The sequence below is a fragment of the Pyxidicoccus fallax genome, from assembly GCF_012933655.1.
Lineage (GTDB): Bacteria > Myxococcota > Myxococcia > Myxococcales > Myxococcaceae > Myxococcus > Myxococcus fallax.
Genome location: NZ_JABBJJ010000104.1, coordinates 19,577 through 35,636, shown reverse-complemented (window position 1 = coordinate 35,636; position 16,060 = coordinate 19,577). Strand labels below are relative to the sequence as shown.

Genomic DNA, 16,060 nt, shown 5'->3' with positions numbered 1-16,060 from the left:
GGTGGCGGATGGGGCGGGTCTGCTCGATGCGGAAACCCGCGTCGTCCAGGAAGCCCTCCACCTCCGCGGGCGTGTAGGCCGCCGCGCCGGACGTCAGGAAGTAGTGCAGGCCGATCAGCGGCGCGGAGCTGGCCGGGTCCTGGATGTCCTCGCGCAGGTACTCCAGCACCGCCAGCGTGCCCTTGGAGCCGAGCGCGCCGCGCACCCGCCGCAGCAGGGCCACGTTCTGCGCGGGGGACAGGTGGTGCATCACCTGGAAGAGCAGCACCGCGTCGTACGGACCGCCCAGCTCCGCCGTGAGCAGGTCGCCCTCCCGGTGGGTGACCAGGTGGCTCAGCCCCGCCGAGGTGATGATGTCCCGACCCACGCGGGCGCTGCCCTCCAGGTCCAGCACCGTGGCCTTCAGCCCCCGGTGGCGCAGGCACAGCTCCGCGGCGTACCAGCCGTGGGCGCCGCCCAAATCGAGCAGGCTCTTCGCCCCGCGGGGCAGGGGGATGGCCGAGGCGACCTCGGGGGCCGCCAGCCGCGCCAGCTGGTGCATGGCGTGGATGTAGTCGCGCCAGCGCGGGTCGTCCGGCGCGAAGTGGTGGATGTCCACCGCCTGCCCGGAGCGCACCACGCCCTCCAGCCCCGTCCACCAGTCCCACTGGGCGTAGTTGAACTCCAGGAAGGCGCCCACGTACTTCGGCGAGCGCGGGTCCAGCCACCGCTTGGAGCGGGGGGCCAGCCGGTAGCGCCCGTCGCGCTGGCGCTCCACCGCCTCGCACGCCACCAGCGCTTCCATCAGGGCGCGGGTGCCCTCGGGCGACAGCTTCAGCCGCTCCGCGAGGACTTCCGCCGTGGCCGCGCTCTCGGCGAGGGCGGCGTACACTCCCAGTCGCACGCCCGCCATCAGCGTGCGCGAGGCCATCATTCCGTAGAAGGCATGCGCCAGCGGCTGGGGCGCCAGGTTGAACCAGTCCGCCACGCGCTCCAGCAGGTTGTCGGCCTTGAGCCCCAGCCTCATGCGCGCGTCCCTATCGCTTCTTCCGCCGGGGCGCGGCCACCGCGGCCAGCCCCACGATGAACAGCGCCGCCTCCGGGCCCAGCATGCAGCCCGTCGTCTTCGCCTGCCGCACGCCCGAGTAGCGGCACGTGCCGTCCTGGCAGACGAAGCGGGCCGAGCAGTCGCTGGTGCTGCGGCAGACGGTGTTCACCCGGCCGGTGCCGTCCTCGCCCTCCTCGTTGTCCCGGTCGGCGCCACCCTCGCCCGTCGAGGCGTCCGGCAGGGGGATGATGATGCCCCCGTCGGCGTCCTGGTACTGGAACCCGGTGGTCTCGGACTCATCGAGTTCGTCGTCGAAGTCGGACTGCGCCAGGGACACGGCGGGCAGCAGGAGGGGCAGGCAGGCCAGCAGGCCCACCAGGTGGGAACGGAAGGGATGACGGGTGGCGGACATCACGAGGCAGCCACCCTAATCCCCTGGCGGGGCGGATGCATCCTCCATGGAACCGGCGGATTGTCTGACCCTTTACCCGGCATCTGGTACGGTACGCTCCGAAATGGCACCCCGAATCCTCGTGGTCGACGACAACCAGGAGCTCCTCTCCCTCCTCACGCAGCTCTTCGAGGAAGCGGGCTACGAGGTCGTCGGCGCGAACCGAGGCAAGCAGGCGCTCGAGGTGGCCCGGGCGAGCCCGCCCGCGGCGGCCGTGCTCGACATCCTCTTGCCGGACATGATGGGGTACCACCTCGCGGACGCGCTGCGGAAGGACAACCCCAGCCTCCCGCTGCTCTTCATCACCGGCGTCTTCAAGGGCGGCAAGCACGCCGTGGAGGCGCGCACGAAGTACCAGGCCGCCGGCTACTTCGAGAAGCCCTTCGAGGCCCAGAAGCTCCTGGAGGCGATGACCAAGGTCCTCCCCCCGGAGAAGAAGGCTCCCGCCCCCTCCATGCAGGACGCCTTCGAGGTGGAGCTGGACATCGACGTGGAGGACGAGGGCCCGCAGGACGCGATGGAGCTGACCGGCCGCATCAAGGTGACGGGCGGCGGCAACATCACGGCCGAAATCCGCGGCGCCAACCTCACCGCCAGCCCGATGCAGAAGGTGCCCGTCACCCAGGTGCGCCCGCCCACCCCGGGCCGGCCACCGGACCCGCTGCCCGTGGGCGCGGGCGCTCCGGGCAGCCGCCGCGGCGAGCTGAAGGACAACCTGCCGTCGCTGCTCACCGCCTTCTACCTGTCGCGCGAGACGGGCGAGCTGGGCGTGCAGAAGGGCAAGGTGAAGAAGGTCGTCTACTTCGAGAAGGGCACCCCGGTGTTCGCCCTCTCCAACCTCCTGGCGGACCGCTTCGGCCAGTTCCTCGTGCGCGTGGGGAAGATCAAGCCCGAGCAGCTCCAGGACGCGTCCGCCGTGGCCGCCCAGACGAACCGCCGCACCGGCGACGTGCTGGTGGAGCGCGGCCTGCTCAAGGACACCGAGCGGCTGTACTACGTGGGCCAGCAGGTGAAGGCCGTCATCTACTCGCTGTTCGCGTGGGATGAGGGCACGTACGTGATGAGCTTCAAGGAGAAGGCCTCCTCGGAGTCCATCAAGCTGGACGTGCACCCGGCCAACCTCATCGTCCGCGGCATCAAGAAGCTCTACAAGCCCGAGCGCCTGCGCCGCCTGCTGCAGCCGGAGGACCGGCTCATCCCCGCGGTGGCCCCGGCGTACCAGCTCAACGAGGTGGAGCTGGAGCGGTGGGAGGCGGAGCTGTTGCCCAAGATTGACGGCAACCGCACCGTGGCGGAGCTGCTGGCCTTCGCCAACCGCCCCGAGCACGTCGTCTACGGCTTCCTGGTGGCGATGATGTCGCTGGGCATCCTGGACAAGCGCTCGTAGCCGTCAGGCGGCCCCGAGCGCTCCGGGCCGCCCTTTCAGCCGCCCACCAGCCGCGAGCCAATCCAGTACAGGCCGAGCGCGCCCGAGCCCAGCGCCACCGCGCGGTGCACCCACGCGGTGAGCCGCGCGTTGAGGCGCGACAGCCCTTCCGCGAAGAGCATGCCCACCACGCCCATGCCGATGAGGATGCCCAGGGCGAAGCCGGGCAGGTACGTCCACGCCGCCAGGCTCATGCTGCCGCCCACCAGCAGCGGGGGCAGGGCCAGGAGCAGCGAGCGCACGCCGCTGACGGCCATGAAGGCGCCGGCCGCGGTGCTCACCGTGTGCACGTGCTGGTGCGGCTCCTTCGCGTGGCCCGGCAGGTGCGGGTGTCCGTGGGCGAGGCTGTTGGGGAACAGGAAGGCCGCCACCGCGAGGCCCAGCAGCACGGTGCCGCCGAACACCTCGGCCCAGCGCTCGAAGGTCTCCGACAGGCCCACGCCGGCCAGGAGGCACAGGGTGGCGATTCCGCCCAGCATGGCCGCATGGCCCAGGGCGAAGCGCAGGGCGGTGGAGATGGCGGCGCGCTTGCGGCCCCCGCCCAGCGTGCCGAGCGTGGCCATGGCGGCGCAATGGTCCGGCCCCACCGCGTGGAGCAGGCCCTGGGAGAGACCGACCAGGAAGGCGAGAAGGATGGGCGACACGACGCGGCACCCTACCCGTGCTTCAATCGGGAGGCCAGCAGGACAGGAGGACCCACGTTTCATGAGGATTGCCACCCGACGGTTCGCGGCCACCGTGCCGCTCGCGCTCGCCCTGCTCTTCACGCCCGGGTGCGACAAGGGCCCCGAGCAGCTCCGCGACGCGGACGCGCAGTACCGGGCGCTCATCGAGCGCAAGGTGCCGCCCAGGGACACCGCCTGGGATGCCGTCATCGCCGCGCTGGACGCGGTGCCCAAGGACTCGAAGGCCCGGCCCGAGGCGGACCGGCGGCTGGCCGCCATCCGCACGCTGCGCGGCGACCTGCCCCCGCGGCCCCTGGCGACGCCGGGCGCGACCGGGGCCGGTACGAGCGAGGCGGACCGCAAGCGCGCCGCGTGCGAGGCGCTGGCGCGCAAGCTGGGGGCGACTCAAGACGAGAAGGCGCGCGAGCCCGTCCAGAAGGCGCTGGCGGAATGTCACGCGGAGCTCACGCGGCTGGAGGCCCACGGCCATCCTCCGGGAGAGCAGGGCCACGAGCACGGCGGAGAGCCCGGGGCGACCCACGGTAGCGGCAGCGGCGCGCACGACGCTGGACGTTGAGTGACGCCCGGGTTTGTGCTTGATGGGCGCCATGCCCATGCCCCAAGCAGGTGACCAGGCCCCCGGCTTCCAGCTCCCCGACCAGGACGGCAACACCGTGTCGCTCGCCCAGCACGCGGGGAAGAACGTCGTCCTCTACTTCTATCCGAAGGACGACACTCCCGGCTGCACCACGGAGGCGTGCGCCTTCCGTGACGAGCACTCGGCGCTCGGCGCCGCTGGCGCGGTGGTGCTCGGCGTGTCCGCGGACAGCACCGAGAGACACCGCAAGTTCGCGACGAAGTACAGCCTGCCCTTCCCGCTGCTGGCGGACACCGAGCACACGCTCGCGGAGGCCTATGGCGTCTGGGGCGAGAAGTCGCTCTACGGCCGCAAGTTCCTCGGCATCACCCGCGCCACCTTCCTCATCGGGCCGGACGGCAAGGTGAAGCAGGTGTGGCCGAAGGTGAAGGTGAACGGCCATGTGGGCGAGGTGCTCGCCGCGCTGGGCGGCCAGGGCACGACCGCCGAGGCTCCCGCGCCCGCGAAGAAGGCCGCGCCCGCGAAGAAGGCCGCCGGCGGCAAGGCGGTGAAGAAGGCGACGCCCGCGAAGAAGGTCTCCGCCCGGAAGGCGGCGCCGAAGCAGGCCATGAAGAAAACCGCTCCGGCGAAGAAGGCCGCCACGCGCAAGGCCCCCGCGAAGGGTGCTGCCCGCGCCCGTCGCTAGGACTATATCTGTAGGCGGGCGGCCGAGCGGGCCGCCCTGTAGCCGCCCCGTGGTTCGGACACCCGGCGTGCCCATTCCTCGGGTGTCGGAAACCCGATTGCCGTGACTCGGAGGAGTGACATGCGCGAGGTCGGTTCGAGGCGGTGGAGCCAGGCGGTGGTGGCGGTGGCCGTGCTGCTGGGGACGGGCTGCGGTGGGTTGCCCGTGACGGGAGGCAAATCTCCCGAGCCCCGTGGCAACGTCTTCGCCCAGCGGGGTGACCAGGCCCCGGCTCTCATGAACATGGAGGGCGGGCAGACGAAGGAGCAGCTCCCCGCCTGGACGTACCCCGCCGGCCGTGGCTACAACGGCACCATCCGCCAGATTGGCTCCAGCATCGACCCGCGCACGCCGCAGACGGACGGCCAGCAGGGCCAGTCCAAGTGGGATGACCCGGGCGGGATGATGCAGGACCGGTACTCCACGCTGGGCGGCGCCACCCACTCGCCCGCCGCGCAGGGCCTGGGCGGCGAGGACGGGGCCGAGCAGGGCAACGGCACGTACCACAACCGCGGCGCCGGCTTCTCCCCGCTGGACTGGCAGAACCGGAACGACCGGAACGTGCGCTGAACGGGCCAGGGGGCGCCTGTCCGCCCCCTCGCCAACTCCCTGCGGCCCGCGCGGGTGCCCATCCCTCTGGGGAGCACACGACTCCACCAGAGGAGAGGGACAGGGACATGGACCAGGGACGTTTCCGCCGCTGGCTGTTGCTGCCCGGCGCGCTGGCCGCCGCCGCGCTGCTGGGCACCGCTTGCGAGCGTGAGAAGCCGACGCCCAGGACGGGCGCCGACTACGAGGGCGTGGCCAACGAGCAGCAGCCCACCGAGAGCTTCCGGCCGGACCAGCAGGAGCAGCAGCCGAAGCAGGGCGGCTGGCAGGACCCGGGCTCGGGTGACGTGCCCGCGACGGGCGGCTCGGGGCATGACGACGAGCAGCAGGGCGCCGGCACCACGCCCGACGAGTTCCGCCGGCCGCAGCAGGTGCCCGTGCCGGGCCAGCCGAACCAGCCGGGGCCGCAGGACCTCTCCGGTGCCCAGGGCGAGCAGGGCGGCATCGGCGCGCCGGGCTTCACCACGCCCCGCGAGGGGCCCACGGACCAGGGCGGCACGCGTGACTTCGAGGAGAACCCCGGCACCAGCAACCGGTCGAACCAGCCCGGCACCGAGCAGGGCCCGCGCAGCCCGCCGAAGGTCGACCCCCAGGAGCCGAAGCAGTAGCGCGTAGGGCGTGGGCGTCCCTTCAGCGGGACGCCAGCATCACCTCGGTGGGGTCCTTGCCGGCGAAGCTGCTGGCGAGGCCCTCGGCGAGCGCGCGGTGCTCGTCGCCGCCCAGCGTGGCGAGCCGGTCCTCGGCCGGGTGCGCGAAGCGGGCGGTGAGCGCGTCCAGCCGCCGGTGTGCCTCGGTGATGCGCTCGCGCGGGACGCGGCCGGACTCCACCGCCTTCACCAGCGCCTCAATCGCGCGGCGCTGCACGTCCGCGCGGTGGCACACGAGGAACAGGTCCACGCCCGCGAGCGTGCCCTGCACCGTGGCCTCCTCCACCGAGTAGTGGTCGGCGATGGCCTTCATCTCCAAATCGTCGCTGACGAGCACCCCGTCGAAGCCCAGCTCCTCGCGCAGCACGCCCTGCAGCACGCGCCGGCTCATGGTGGCGGGCACGCCCGGGTCCAGCGCGTCGAAGAGCACGTGCGCCGTCATCAGCGAGGCGAGCCCCGCCTGCGCGAAGGCGCGGAAGGGCACCAACTCCACGCGGCGCAGCCGCTCCAAATCGTGTGGCAGCCGGGGCAGCGTCAGGTGGCTGTCCGACGTCGTATCGCCATGGCCGGGGAAGTGCTTGCCGCACGAGGCCACGCCGCCGGCCTCCAGGCCGCGCGCCAGCGCCACGCCCAGCCGCGCCACCTCTTCCGCGTCCCGACTGAAGCTGCGGTCACCGATGACGGGGTTGGCCGGGTTGGTGTCCACGTCCAGCACCGGCGCGAAGTCCCAGTCGAAGCCCACCGCGCGCAGCTCGTGCGCCAAGAGCCGGCCCACGCGCTCCACCTGGGCTGCGTCCCCGCGCTGGCCCAGCTCGCGCATGGGGGGCAGGGTGGTGAAGGGCGCGCCGCGCAGCCGGGCCACGCGGCCGCCCTCCTGGTCCACCGACAGGATGAAGGGCCGGCCGGCGCGCGCCTTCAGCTCGCGGCACAGCGTCGCCGTCTCCTGGGCGGTGCCCACGTTGCGCTTGAAGAGAATGGCCCCGTAGATGCCGTCGTCCATCAGCGCGGCGAGGTCGTCGTCGATGCGGGTGCCGGGGAAGCCCACCATGAAGAGGCGGGCGCAGTCGCGGTAGAGGGCGGAGGCGGTCACGCCGCGCAGTGTGGCAGAAGCCGGGCCCGGGCTGGGGACTGGCGAGAGCGTCCGGGCTGGCGGACGTCGGCTGCCTGTCAGGACGCGGAGCGGTGGAGCGCGCGGCCACCGAGGCTACCGCGCCGGGGGCGGCCCCGCGAACCGCAGCACGGTGGACAACAGTTGCTCCAGGCCGAAGGGCTTGGGCAGGAATGCGGAGCAGGTCAGGTGCTTCCACTGGGCGGAGGCGCTCGCGCTCATCATCACCACGGGCACGTCCCGCAGCGCGGCGTCCGCCCGCATGGCCTCCAGCACCGCGGGGCCGTTCATCACCGGCATCATGTAGTCGAGCAGCACCAGGGCCGGAGGCTCCTCCGCCATGCGCTCCATGGCCTGGCGGCCGTTGAGCGCGATGACCGTCCGGTAGCCCTCGTCGGAGAGCAGGTCCCGCACGGCTTCGACGATGCCGAACTCGTCGTCGACGATGAGGATGGGCCCCATGGTTACTTCCCCCGGTGTTCGGGGGCGGCGCCGGTGGCCCGCGCGAGTCCCGTCATCAACTGCTCCGCGCCGGAGAGAGGCTGGCCCACTTCCAGGCCCTTCTCGGTGATGAGCAGCTCGCGCAGGGCGTGGTCGTACTGGCTGTTGCGCAGCTTCAGGATGCAGATGAAGCGGCGCAGCTCGGCGTTCAGCTCGGCGGTGCGCAGGTAGAGGAGGTTCTCCGCCAACATGGAGGTGCCCTGCATGGGGAGCGCCAGCTGCGGGCCGAAGGCCGTCATCGTCTCGGCGGAGACGAGCAGCGTCACCCCACGGATGCGGCACTCGTTGACCAGCGCGGCCAGGAACCGGGCCACGCGGGTGGGACGGAAGGCCGCCTTCTGGAGCGCGTCGAGGCCGTCGACGAAGAGCCTGCGTACCCCGCGCTCGCGGATGGCCACCAGCAGCTGCGCGCCGAGCTTGTCGAGGAGGTTCTCCATCGGCGGCCGGAAGCTCACCTCCAGGTCACCGCGGGCGATGAGCGGCTCCAGCGCCATGCCGACCCCGGCCGTCTGGGCCAGCATCCGCTCGGGGGAGTCGTAGAAGGCGAAGTGGTGACTCTTTTCCCCCTGGCGCGCCCCTTCCGCCAGGAAGCACAGTCCGAGCAGCGTCTTGCCGGCGCCGGAAGGTCCGAGCACCAGGGTGGACGAGCCGGGGATGACGCCGCCGTGGAGCATCCGGTCCAGGCCGGCGATGCCGAAGGCGTGGCGCGGGCTCGCGGACTGCGCTGGAGACAGCCCGAGGTCCACGAGCGTCTCCAGCCGGGGGTAGAGGACGATGCCGTCCTTCGTGATTTCGAAGCTGTGCCGGCCGAGCAGGTAGTCGCTGCCGCGGAACTTGCGGACGAACAGCTCCCGCAGGCTGCGCACGCCGAACGTGCGCTGCTTGAGGATGAGCAGGCCGTCCACCATGGTGTGCTCGGCCTGCAGGCCCTTGCCGCCGCCGGTGGTGAGCACCAGCGTGGTGCAGCCCACCAGGTTCGTCACCACCTGGAGGCCATGGATGAAGCGCTTGAGGGCCTGCGTGGAAGGGGCCACCTCCTCCGCGGCCACCAGCCCGTCGAGCACGAGCAGCGTGGCCTTCTGCGCCTTGATTTCCTTGCGGATGAGCTCCGCCAGCGCGTCCAGGCCGCCCTGCTCCAGCACGCTGAAGGCGCTCACGTAGGAGATGGACTCGGGGAGACGGGCGCCGTCGAAGAAGCTGAGCGAGCTGAGGTTGCCGACCAGCTCCGTGTGGGACTCGGCCAGCAGCGTGAGGTAGAGGATCCGCCCGCCGCGCGCGGCGTGGTGGTAGCAGACCTGGTTGGCGAGGATGGTCTTCCCCGCGCCCGGCAGGCCCATCAGCATGTACGTGCGGCCCTTGCGGAAGCCGCCTCGGAGGACCGTGTCGAGGCCGGGGACGCCGGTGGCGAGCCGCTCGTCTCCTCCACGTGAACCGCTATCGGTCATCTCACGCCCCCTCCCAGGGACTGGTCCGTCCGGCCACTGCCGGGCACTTCTTCAGCGTAGCGCTCCGTTCTCGTTGCTCCTACTTGTTCCTGGGTCCCACGAGCCCCATTGCGTGTGAAGCCCACTCGCGCCGTGGCGACGCTTCGTTCAGTGGCGCAAGGTGTGGCGTGCATGACAATGGTCGGCCTTGCGCGCTCGGGAGCCCGTGCGCACGGTGGTGCTCCCCCTTCGAATCCTCCAGGAGCCCTACCGCCTATGAGCCGGATTGTCTCCGCGCTGCCCCTGCTCGCGCTTGCCGCCTGTTCACCCGCCGAGACCGAGGCGGACCTCGGCACCGAGGTCCCGGTGTCCGAGGAGACCTTCGGGTCCTCGACCTCCGGGCTCACCACCGAGAACGGCGGCAGCCTCAACGGTGGCAGTCTCAATGGCGGCAGTCTCAACGGTGGCAGCCTCAATGGCGGCAGCCTCAACGGGAACGACCTCTCCGGCTTCCTGATCCACGTGGACTACGCGGGCGCCGCCATCAACGGCGACTCGAGCCTCGACTGGGTGCGCATCGAGGGCACGCAGTTCCAGGCGAAGCAGGGCGACGTGCTCCACACGGGCACCGCCTTCCTCGGCGCCTGGTTCTACGGGACGCTGGGTGACGGGCGGCGGGCGAAGCTGCGCATCGCCGACATGCGCGCGGCGGAGGCGCCCAACGGCGACCTCACGGAGTACTGGGTCGAGTACCGGGACGACGACAACGTGTGGCACCCCCTCTGCCGCGACAGCACCGGCGCGGCGGTCTGGGCCTATCCGGTCAAGGGCGTCTACGACTACCGCCGCGGCGTGCCGACGGGCGGCCAGCACTCCGACGATCCGGACCACTTCACCTTCGCGTGCGCTGGGGGCGCCGTCCAGAAGTGCATCAACCTGGGCTACCGCCCCTGGGCCTCGCGGGACGGCGTGTCGCTCGCGGCGCACCACCAGGCCTGCACGCGGCTCATCCGCGCCGACTACTGCGGTGACGGCACGCCGCACACGCAGAACGGCAACCGGGTGAACCTGTACGACAAGCTCGGCATCCAGACGGACACCGAGCGCTGGTTCTTCGAGGCGAGCTGGGACGCGCAGGGCGCGCGGTGCTTCTCCCCGCTGAACCGCTCGCACGCGGGCATCCCCTGCTACAACAGCCGCCTGGACCTGTTCTGCGGCCTGGGCCTCTCCCCCGAGCAGGAGGAGGGCATCCTCCTGCGCAACGAGACGCCGACCGCGGGCCTCACCCCGTAGGCGGGGCGCTCGCGAGAAGGCAGGGGCCCGGGCGCGGGCCCCGAACTGTCCACCTGTCCACAAGTGAATCGTTCCCCGAAGTCGCCGCACCGCGGTGCTCGGGGGTAGTGTCGAGCGTGTCATGTCCGAGCTTCCCGAAGGTGGTTCCCGTCCTGACGGCCTCTCCGGCGTCTCGCCGGAGGGCGGCGCCCAGGCGCAGCGCGTCCTGGTGGTGGATGACTACGCGGACAACCGGGAGCTGTACTCGATGTACCTGGAGATGCAGGGCTTCGAGGTGCAGACCGCCGAGAATGGCGCAGAGGCGCTGGAGTGCGCCCGCGCGTCCAATCCGGACGTCATCCTCATGGACCTGTCGCTGCCCGTCATGAGCGGGTGGGACGCCATCCGGGAGCTGAAGGCGGACCCGCGCACCGGCGCCATTCCCGTCATCGCCCTCACCGGCCACGCCATGGCCACCCACATCGAGCGGGCGCGCGAGGCGGGGGCGGACGACTTCGCCGCCAAGCCTTGCATCCCCTCGGACGTGGAGCAGAAGATTCGGGACCTCCTCAAGGGGAGCTCGCTCGGCTCGAAAGCCGGGGACTGACGCCTCCCCGCCCACGCCCCGGCCCGGGCATTGGTGTTTTCCGCCTTGAGAGACGCGACACCCTGGCATCCGCCGACGCAGTTCGACGAGTACCGGCTGGTACGGCCCGTGGGACTCGGCAGCAGCGGGCTCGTCTTCCTCGCGCAGGACACGCTGCTGGAGCGGGCGGTGGCGGTGAAGTTCCTCCCCGCCTCGGACCGGGCCGCGCTTGGCCGCTTCCTCAACGAGGCGCGCGCGGCGGCCCGGTTGCAGCACCCCAACGTCGTCACCCTCTACCGGGTGGGGCAGGTGCAGGACCGGGCCTACCTCGTCACCGAGTACACCCCGGGCGTCTCGCTGGACCGGGTGAAGAAGCCCCTGCCCGTCGAGCGGGCGCTGGAGGTGGGGCGCCAACTGGCGCGCGGGCTGGCCGCCGCCCACAGGAAGGGCGTGCTGCACCGCGACCTCAAGCCGGGCAACGTCATCGTCACCGAGACGGGGCAGGTGAAGCTGCTGGACTTCGGCCTGGCCAAGCTGCTCGAGCGCGAGGTGGACGCCGCGTCCGCGCTGGAGCTGGAGCCGGGCCCCGAGGAGCGACCGTTCCCCTCGCCGGTGGGGACGCCCTATTACATGCCGCCGGAGGCCTGGGGCATCGAGGAGCACACGGCCCGCTCGGACCTGTACTCGCTGGGCGCCGTCCTCTACGAGCTGTGCTGCGGGCGTGCCCCCTTCCGCCATGTCCCCTTCGCCGCGCTGGCGGAGACGGTGCGCGGCCAGGAGGCGCCTCCCCTGCGCGAGGTGGCCCCGGAGGTGGACGGGGCGCTCGCGGCGGTGGTGGAGCGCTGTCTGCGCAGGACGCCCGCCGAGCGGTACGCCTCCGCCGAGGAGGTGCTGGACGCGCTGGAGCAGGTGGGCACCGCCGAGCCGCGCCTGCCGGTGCCCGAGGGCAACCCCTACCGGGGCCTGGGCGCCTTCGACGCGGAGCACCGAGCCCTCTTCTTCGGCCGCGCCCGCGAGGTGCGCGCGGTGGTGGAGCGGCTGTGCTCGGACGGCTTCGTGCTCCTCACCGGGGACTCCGGCGTGGGCAAGTCCTCGCTGTGCGCGGCGGGGGTGCTGCCCGCGCTCGCCGACGGCGCGCTGGGGGACGAACGGCGCTGGGAGGCCCGGCGCATGGTGCCGGGGCGGCGGCCCCTCACCGCGCTGGCGCTGGCGCTGGCGCCCGTCTGGGGTGAGTCCACCGAGGCGCTGGGAGCGCTGTCCGCCGAGCCCGAGGCGCTCGCCCGCGGCCTGCGCGAGCGCGTGGGGGCGCGGGCGGGGCTGGTCCTGTACGTGGACCAGCTGGAGGAGCTCGTCACCCTGTGTGCCTCCGAGGAGGCCCACCGCTTCGCCGAGGTGCTCGCGCCGCTGGCGCGGGGGCTGCCCGGGGTGCGGCTGGTGGCCACCGCCCGCAGCGACTTCCTCACCCGGCTGGCGGGCCTGCCCGGGCTGGGGCGGCTCGTGGCGGGCGCGCTGCACCTGGTCCCCCCGCTGGGGCCGGAGGAGGTGCGCGAGGCGGTGGTGGGCCCGGCGCGCGCCAAGGGCGTGCGCTTCGAGTCGGAGGCGCTGGTGGCCACCCTGGTGGACTCCACCGTGGCCGCCGGTGGCGGGCTGCCGCTGCTACAGTTCGCGCTGGCCCAGCTCTGGGAGGGGCGGGCGCGGGAGCGCGACGTCATTCCCGCCGCCGCGCTGGACGCGCTGGGCGGGGTGGCCGGCGCGCTGGCCCGCCACGCCGACGGGGTGGTGGAGGCGCTGCCGGCGGAGCAGCAGCGCGCCGCCCGGGGACTGCTGCTGCGGCTGGTGACGGACGATGGCACCCGCGCCCGCCGGGGCGCCGACGAGCTGTGCGGAGAGGACGCGTGCTACCGCGCCGCGCTGGAGGCGCTGGTGCGCGGCCGGCTCCTGGTGGCGCGCGAGGCGGTGGAGGGCAGCACCTTCGAGGTGGCCCACGAGGCGCTGCTGTCCGGCTGGGACACGCTGGCGCGCTGGCTGGCGGAGGAGGCCGAGACGCGCGAGGTGCGCAAGCGGCTGGAGGCGACGGCGCGCGAGTGGGAGCGCACCGGCTACTCCGCCGAGGCCCTGTGGGGCGAGCGCGCGCTGCGCGAGTCCGAGGTGCTGGAGCCCGCGTCGCTGCCCGAGCGCGAGCGGCGCTTCCTGGACGCCTCCCGCGCGGAGCTGCGTCGTCGGCGCCGCCGGCGGCAGGCGCTGGTCGCGGGCTTCGCCCTGTCGCTGCTGGCGGCGGTGGGGCTGGTGCGGCTGCGCGGCGTGCTGGAGCGCGAGCGCGCCGCGGACGCCGAGCTGACGGTGGCCCGGGACCACCTGGACGCGGCGGCCCGCGCGGCCGAGGCGCAGGCCCGGGCCGAGCAGGAGTCCTTCCGCGCCTTCGACACCGGCCAGCTCCAGGCGGCCGAGGGCGCCTGGGCCGAGGCGCGGCGGCAGGCGGAGGAGGCGGACGCGCGGCAGGCCCGGTTGGGCGAGGCGCTCGAGCGCGCGCTGGCGCTGGCGCCGGAGCGGCGGGACGTGCGGCGGCTGCTGTCGGACGCGCTGCTGACCCGGGCCGCGCGCGCGGAGGCGTCCTCGCAGGAGGGCCTGCGCGACGTGCTCGCCAGCCGGTTGCGGCTCGTGGACGCGGAAGGGGAGCACTGGGCCCGGTGGAGCGCGCCCGCGCTCCTGGACGTCACCCGGCCTCCGGAGGGCCGCCTGCGCGTGCGGCGCTACGTCCCGCGCTCCGGAGGCGCCCTGGGGCTGGAGGAGGTGCCGGACGCTGCCGGGGACAGTCCGCTGCGGCTGCCCGCCGGCTCCTATCTCCTCACGCTGGAGGCACCGGGGGCCGCCGAGGTCCGGCTGCCGGTGAGCCTGGGCCGCGGAGAGCGGCGCCAGGTGCGGCTGCGGCCGCCGCCGGCGGAGACGCCGCCGGGCTTCGTCTACGTGCCACCGGGGCGCTTCCTCTTCGGGAGCGCGGCGGCCGAGAGCGTGCGCCAGTTCTTCAACGCCGCGCCCCAGCACCCGGTGGAGACGGAGGGCTACTTCATCGGCCGCCACGAGGTGACGTGGGCCGAGTACCTCGCCTTCCTGGAGGCGCTGCCGCCCCAGCGGCGCGAGGAGCACCTGCCGCGCGCGGGCAGCACCGGCATGTATGGCTCACTGGAGCTGTCGCGCGGGACGGACGGGCGGTGGACGCTGGCCATCCAGCCCACCACGCAGCGGCTCGTCGCGCGCCAAGGGGAGCGCCTGCGCTACCCGGGCCGCCGGGTGCGCGCGGAGGTGGCGTGGGAGCGGCTGCCCGTCGTGGGCATCCGGTACGCGGACGCGCGAGCCTACGCGGCGTGGCTGGACGCCACGGGCCGGGTGCCCGGGGCGCGACTGTGCACGGAGCTGGAGTGGGAGCGCGCCGCGCGGGGCGCCGACGGGCGCGAGTACCCCCACGGCAACCGGCTGCTGCCGGACGAGGCCAACTTCGACCTGACGTACGGCAAGGAGCCGCTGGCCTTCGGTCCGGACGAGGTGGGCAGCCACCCGGCGTCGGCCAGCCCCTTCGGCGTGGAGGACCTGGCCGGCAACGTGTGGGAGTGGACCGACTCCGTCCACGACCCGGGCCGTCCCGTGGCGCGAGGCAGCAGCTACTACTTCAGCGCCAGCACCTGCCGCGCCACCAACCGCGAGGCCCCGGAGGCCTCGTTCCGGGATCCCACCGTGGGCATGCGCCTGTGCGCGAGCCTCCCGGGCGCCACCGCGTCGAACCCGTAGCGGCCTTCGTTCGGGCCCGGGCCCTCTTCAGGGCCTGAGCAGGGGCAGGTACACGCGGAAGGTGGAGCCCCGGTCCTGTCCCTCGCTGAAGGCCGAGACGGTGCCGCCGTGCAGCTCCACCAGGTGGCGCACCAGCGCGAGCCCCAGGCCCAGGCCTCGCTGCGTCTTCACCGGGCCGGTGTCGGCCTGCTGGAAGCGCTCGAAGAGGTGGGGCATGAACTCGGCGGGGATGCCCATGCCGGTGTCCTGGACCTCGATGAGCAGCTGCCCGTCCAGCCCCTGGGCGCGCACCATGACGCGACCACCCGCGGGGGTGAACTTCACGGCGTTGGCGAGCAGGTTCCACACCACCTGCTGCAGCCGCTCGGGGTCGCCGGACACGGACAGGCCGTCGGCTCCGTCCAGCTCGGCCTCCAGCGTCACGTGCCGGGCCTCGGCCGCCGAGCGCACCGTCTCCAGCGCGGCCTGGATGAAGGCGCGCGGCTCCAGCGGGCGCATCCCGACCTTCAGCTTGCCGGAGACGACGCGCCCCAAATCCAGCAGGTCCTCCACCAGCCGCGCCTGGACGCGCGCGTTGCGTTCGATGGTCTCCAGCGCCTTCTGCGTCATGTTCGCGTCCAGCTTCCGCTGGCGCAGCACGCTGGCCCAGCCGAGCACCGCGTTGAGCGGCGTGCGCAGCTCATGGCTGACGACGGCGAGGAACTCGTCCCGCATCTGGTCCGGGCTCTCGCCCGCTCCCGTGCCCGGTGCGGCGGCGGAGGCACGCGCGGGCCGGGTGACGAGCACGGCACCGCGCAGGCCCCCCGAGCCCCAGAGCGGGCGGCCGTCGCACTCCACCACGAGCCGGCTCCCGTCCTTCCGGGGCAGGGCGTACCGCTCGGCCTGGAAGGACTCGCCGCCCAGGGCCCGGCCCAGCGGCGTCGCGTCGGACGGCAGGGGCCCGCCCTCCGGTGTGAGCCAGGCGAGCGACTCGGCGGAAGGTGGCACTTCCGAGGGCTCCAGCCCCCACTGACGCGCTGCCTCCTCGTTGAGGAACTGGAGCTGGCCCTTGGCGTCCACCGCCACCAGTCCCTGGGGGAGTTGGGTCAGCAGGGTCCCCAGGAACTCCGGGTCGTCGGTCTTCAGGAAGGAAGCAGGCACGGCACTCGGGGCCGTCGGGGCCGGTGAGGGGAAGCAGCGGCCACAGGGTATCAGGGGCGGGAAAAAAGGGGGCCCTTCCCACCCGGCTGTTCCGTCAGG

Annotated in this window: 15 protein-coding genes; 8 read left to right on the top strand and 7 right to left on the bottom strand. The window is 73.1% G+C overall.

What is annotated here, in order from left to right:
- The coding region (locus HG543_RS22555) for a class I SAM-dependent methyltransferase (RefSeq protein ID WP_169346902.1) at window positions 1-1,006 on the bottom strand (1,006 nt) is incomplete at its 3' end.
- Window positions 1,007-1,016: 10 nt separating this feature from the next.
- Window positions 1,017-1,439 carry an MXAN_6627.5 family MYXO-CTERM protein gene (locus HG543_RS22550; RefSeq protein WP_169346901.1) on the bottom strand — a complete coding sequence of 141 codons (423 nt, stop codon included), beginning with the start codon at window positions 1,437-1,439 and terminating at the stop codon, window positions 1,017-1,019.
- A gap of 103 nt (window positions 1,440-1,542) precedes the next feature.
- On the opposite strand from HG543_RS22550, the gene HG543_RS22545 reads away from it, so the two are divergent.
- Complete coding sequence (locus HG543_RS22545; protein ID WP_211194093.1) at window positions 1,543-2,865, top strand: response regulator; 1,323 nt, start codon at window positions 1,543-1,545, stop codon at window positions 2,863-2,865.
- A 35-nt stretch (window positions 2,866-2,900) separates the two neighbouring features.
- Here HG543_RS22545 and HG543_RS22540 read toward each other — a convergent pair whose 3' ends face one another.
- Window positions 2,901-3,548 (bottom strand): hypothetical protein, encoded by a 648-nt coding sequence (locus tag HG543_RS22540; protein ID WP_169346899.1) that lies wholly within the window; start codon window positions 3,546-3,548, stop codon window positions 2,901-2,903.
- A 61-nt stretch (window positions 3,549-3,609) separates the two neighbouring features.
- Between HG543_RS22540 and HG543_RS22535 the strand changes: the two genes are divergently transcribed.
- The 4 genes from HG543_RS22535 to HG543_RS22520 all read left to right on the top strand — a co-directional run bounded on the left by HG543_RS22535 (window position 3,610) and on the right by HG543_RS22520 (window position 6,108).
- Window positions 3,610-4,146, top strand: a complete 537-nt coding sequence (locus HG543_RS22535) for a hypothetical protein (RefSeq protein ID WP_171818989.1) — start codon at window positions 3,610-3,612, stop codon at window positions 4,144-4,146.
- A gap of 37 nt (window positions 4,147-4,183) precedes the next feature.
- The gene (gene bcp, locus HG543_RS56385; protein WP_281404442.1) at window positions 4,184-4,852 is read left to right on the top strand and encodes a thioredoxin-dependent thiol peroxidase; all 669 of its coding nucleotides are present in this window, start codon (window positions 4,184-4,186) and stop codon (window positions 4,850-4,852) included.
- A 120-nt stretch (window positions 4,853-4,972) separates the two neighbouring features.
- Window positions 4,973-5,461, top strand: a complete 489-nt coding sequence (locus HG543_RS22525; RefSeq protein ID WP_169346897.1) for a hypothetical protein — start codon at window positions 4,973-4,975, stop codon at window positions 5,459-5,461.
- 107 nt (window positions 5,462-5,568) lie between these two features.
- Window positions 5,569-6,108 (top strand): hypothetical protein, encoded by a 540-nt coding sequence (locus HG543_RS22520; protein WP_169346896.1) that lies wholly within the window; start codon window positions 5,569-5,571, stop codon window positions 6,106-6,108.
- A gap of 22 nt (window positions 6,109-6,130) precedes the next feature.
- Here HG543_RS22520 and nagZ read toward each other — a convergent pair whose 3' ends face one another.
- The 3 genes from nagZ to HG543_RS22505 all read right to left on the bottom strand — a co-directional run bounded on the left by nagZ (window position 6,131) and on the right by HG543_RS22505 (window position 9,201).
- Window positions 6,131-7,195: a beta-N-acetylhexosaminidase gene (gene nagZ, locus HG543_RS22515; protein ID WP_169346904.1), complete on the bottom strand. Its 1,065-nt coding sequence runs from the start codon at window positions 7,193-7,195 to the stop codon at window positions 6,131-6,133.
- A gap of 156 nt (window positions 7,196-7,351) precedes the next feature.
- Window positions 7,352-7,717: a response regulator gene (locus tag HG543_RS22510; protein WP_169346895.1), complete on the bottom strand. Its 366-nt coding sequence runs from the start codon at window positions 7,715-7,717 to the stop codon at window positions 7,352-7,354.
- Window positions 7,718-7,719: 2 nt separating this feature from the next.
- The gene (locus HG543_RS22505; RefSeq protein ID WP_169346894.1) at window positions 7,720-9,201 is read right to left on the bottom strand and encodes an ATPase domain-containing protein; all 1,482 of its coding nucleotides are present in this window, start codon (window positions 9,199-9,201) and stop codon (window positions 7,720-7,722) included.
- 255 nt (window positions 9,202-9,456) lie between these two features.
- On the opposite strand from HG543_RS22505, the gene HG543_RS22500 reads away from it, so the two are divergent.
- From HG543_RS22500 to HG543_RS22490, 3 genes are all read left to right on the top strand, one after another.
- Window positions 9,457-10,473 carry an ADYC domain-containing protein gene (locus HG543_RS22500; protein WP_169346874.1) on the top strand — a complete coding sequence of 339 codons (1,017 nt, stop codon included), beginning with the start codon at window positions 9,457-9,459 and terminating at the stop codon, window positions 10,471-10,473.
- A 121-nt stretch (window positions 10,474-10,594) separates the two neighbouring features.
- Entirely contained in the window at window positions 10,595-11,059 is a 465-nt protein-coding gene (locus HG543_RS22495; RefSeq protein ID WP_169346893.1) for a response regulator, read from the top strand.
- 45 nt (window positions 11,060-11,104) lie between these two features.
- Window positions 11,105-14,821 (top strand): bifunctional serine/threonine-protein kinase/formylglycine-generating enzyme family protein, encoded by a 3,717-nt coding sequence (locus tag HG543_RS22490; RefSeq protein WP_211194092.1) that lies wholly within the window; start codon window positions 11,105-11,107, stop codon window positions 14,819-14,821.
- 27 nt (window positions 14,822-14,848) lie between these two features.
- On the opposite strand, the gene HG543_RS56830 is transcribed toward HG543_RS22490, so the two are convergent.
- Complete coding sequence (locus HG543_RS56830) at window positions 14,849-15,961, bottom strand: ATP-binding protein (RefSeq protein ID WP_169346891.1); 1,113 nt, start codon at window positions 15,959-15,961, stop codon at window positions 14,849-14,851.
- Window positions 15,962-16,060: the final 99 nt, after the last annotated feature.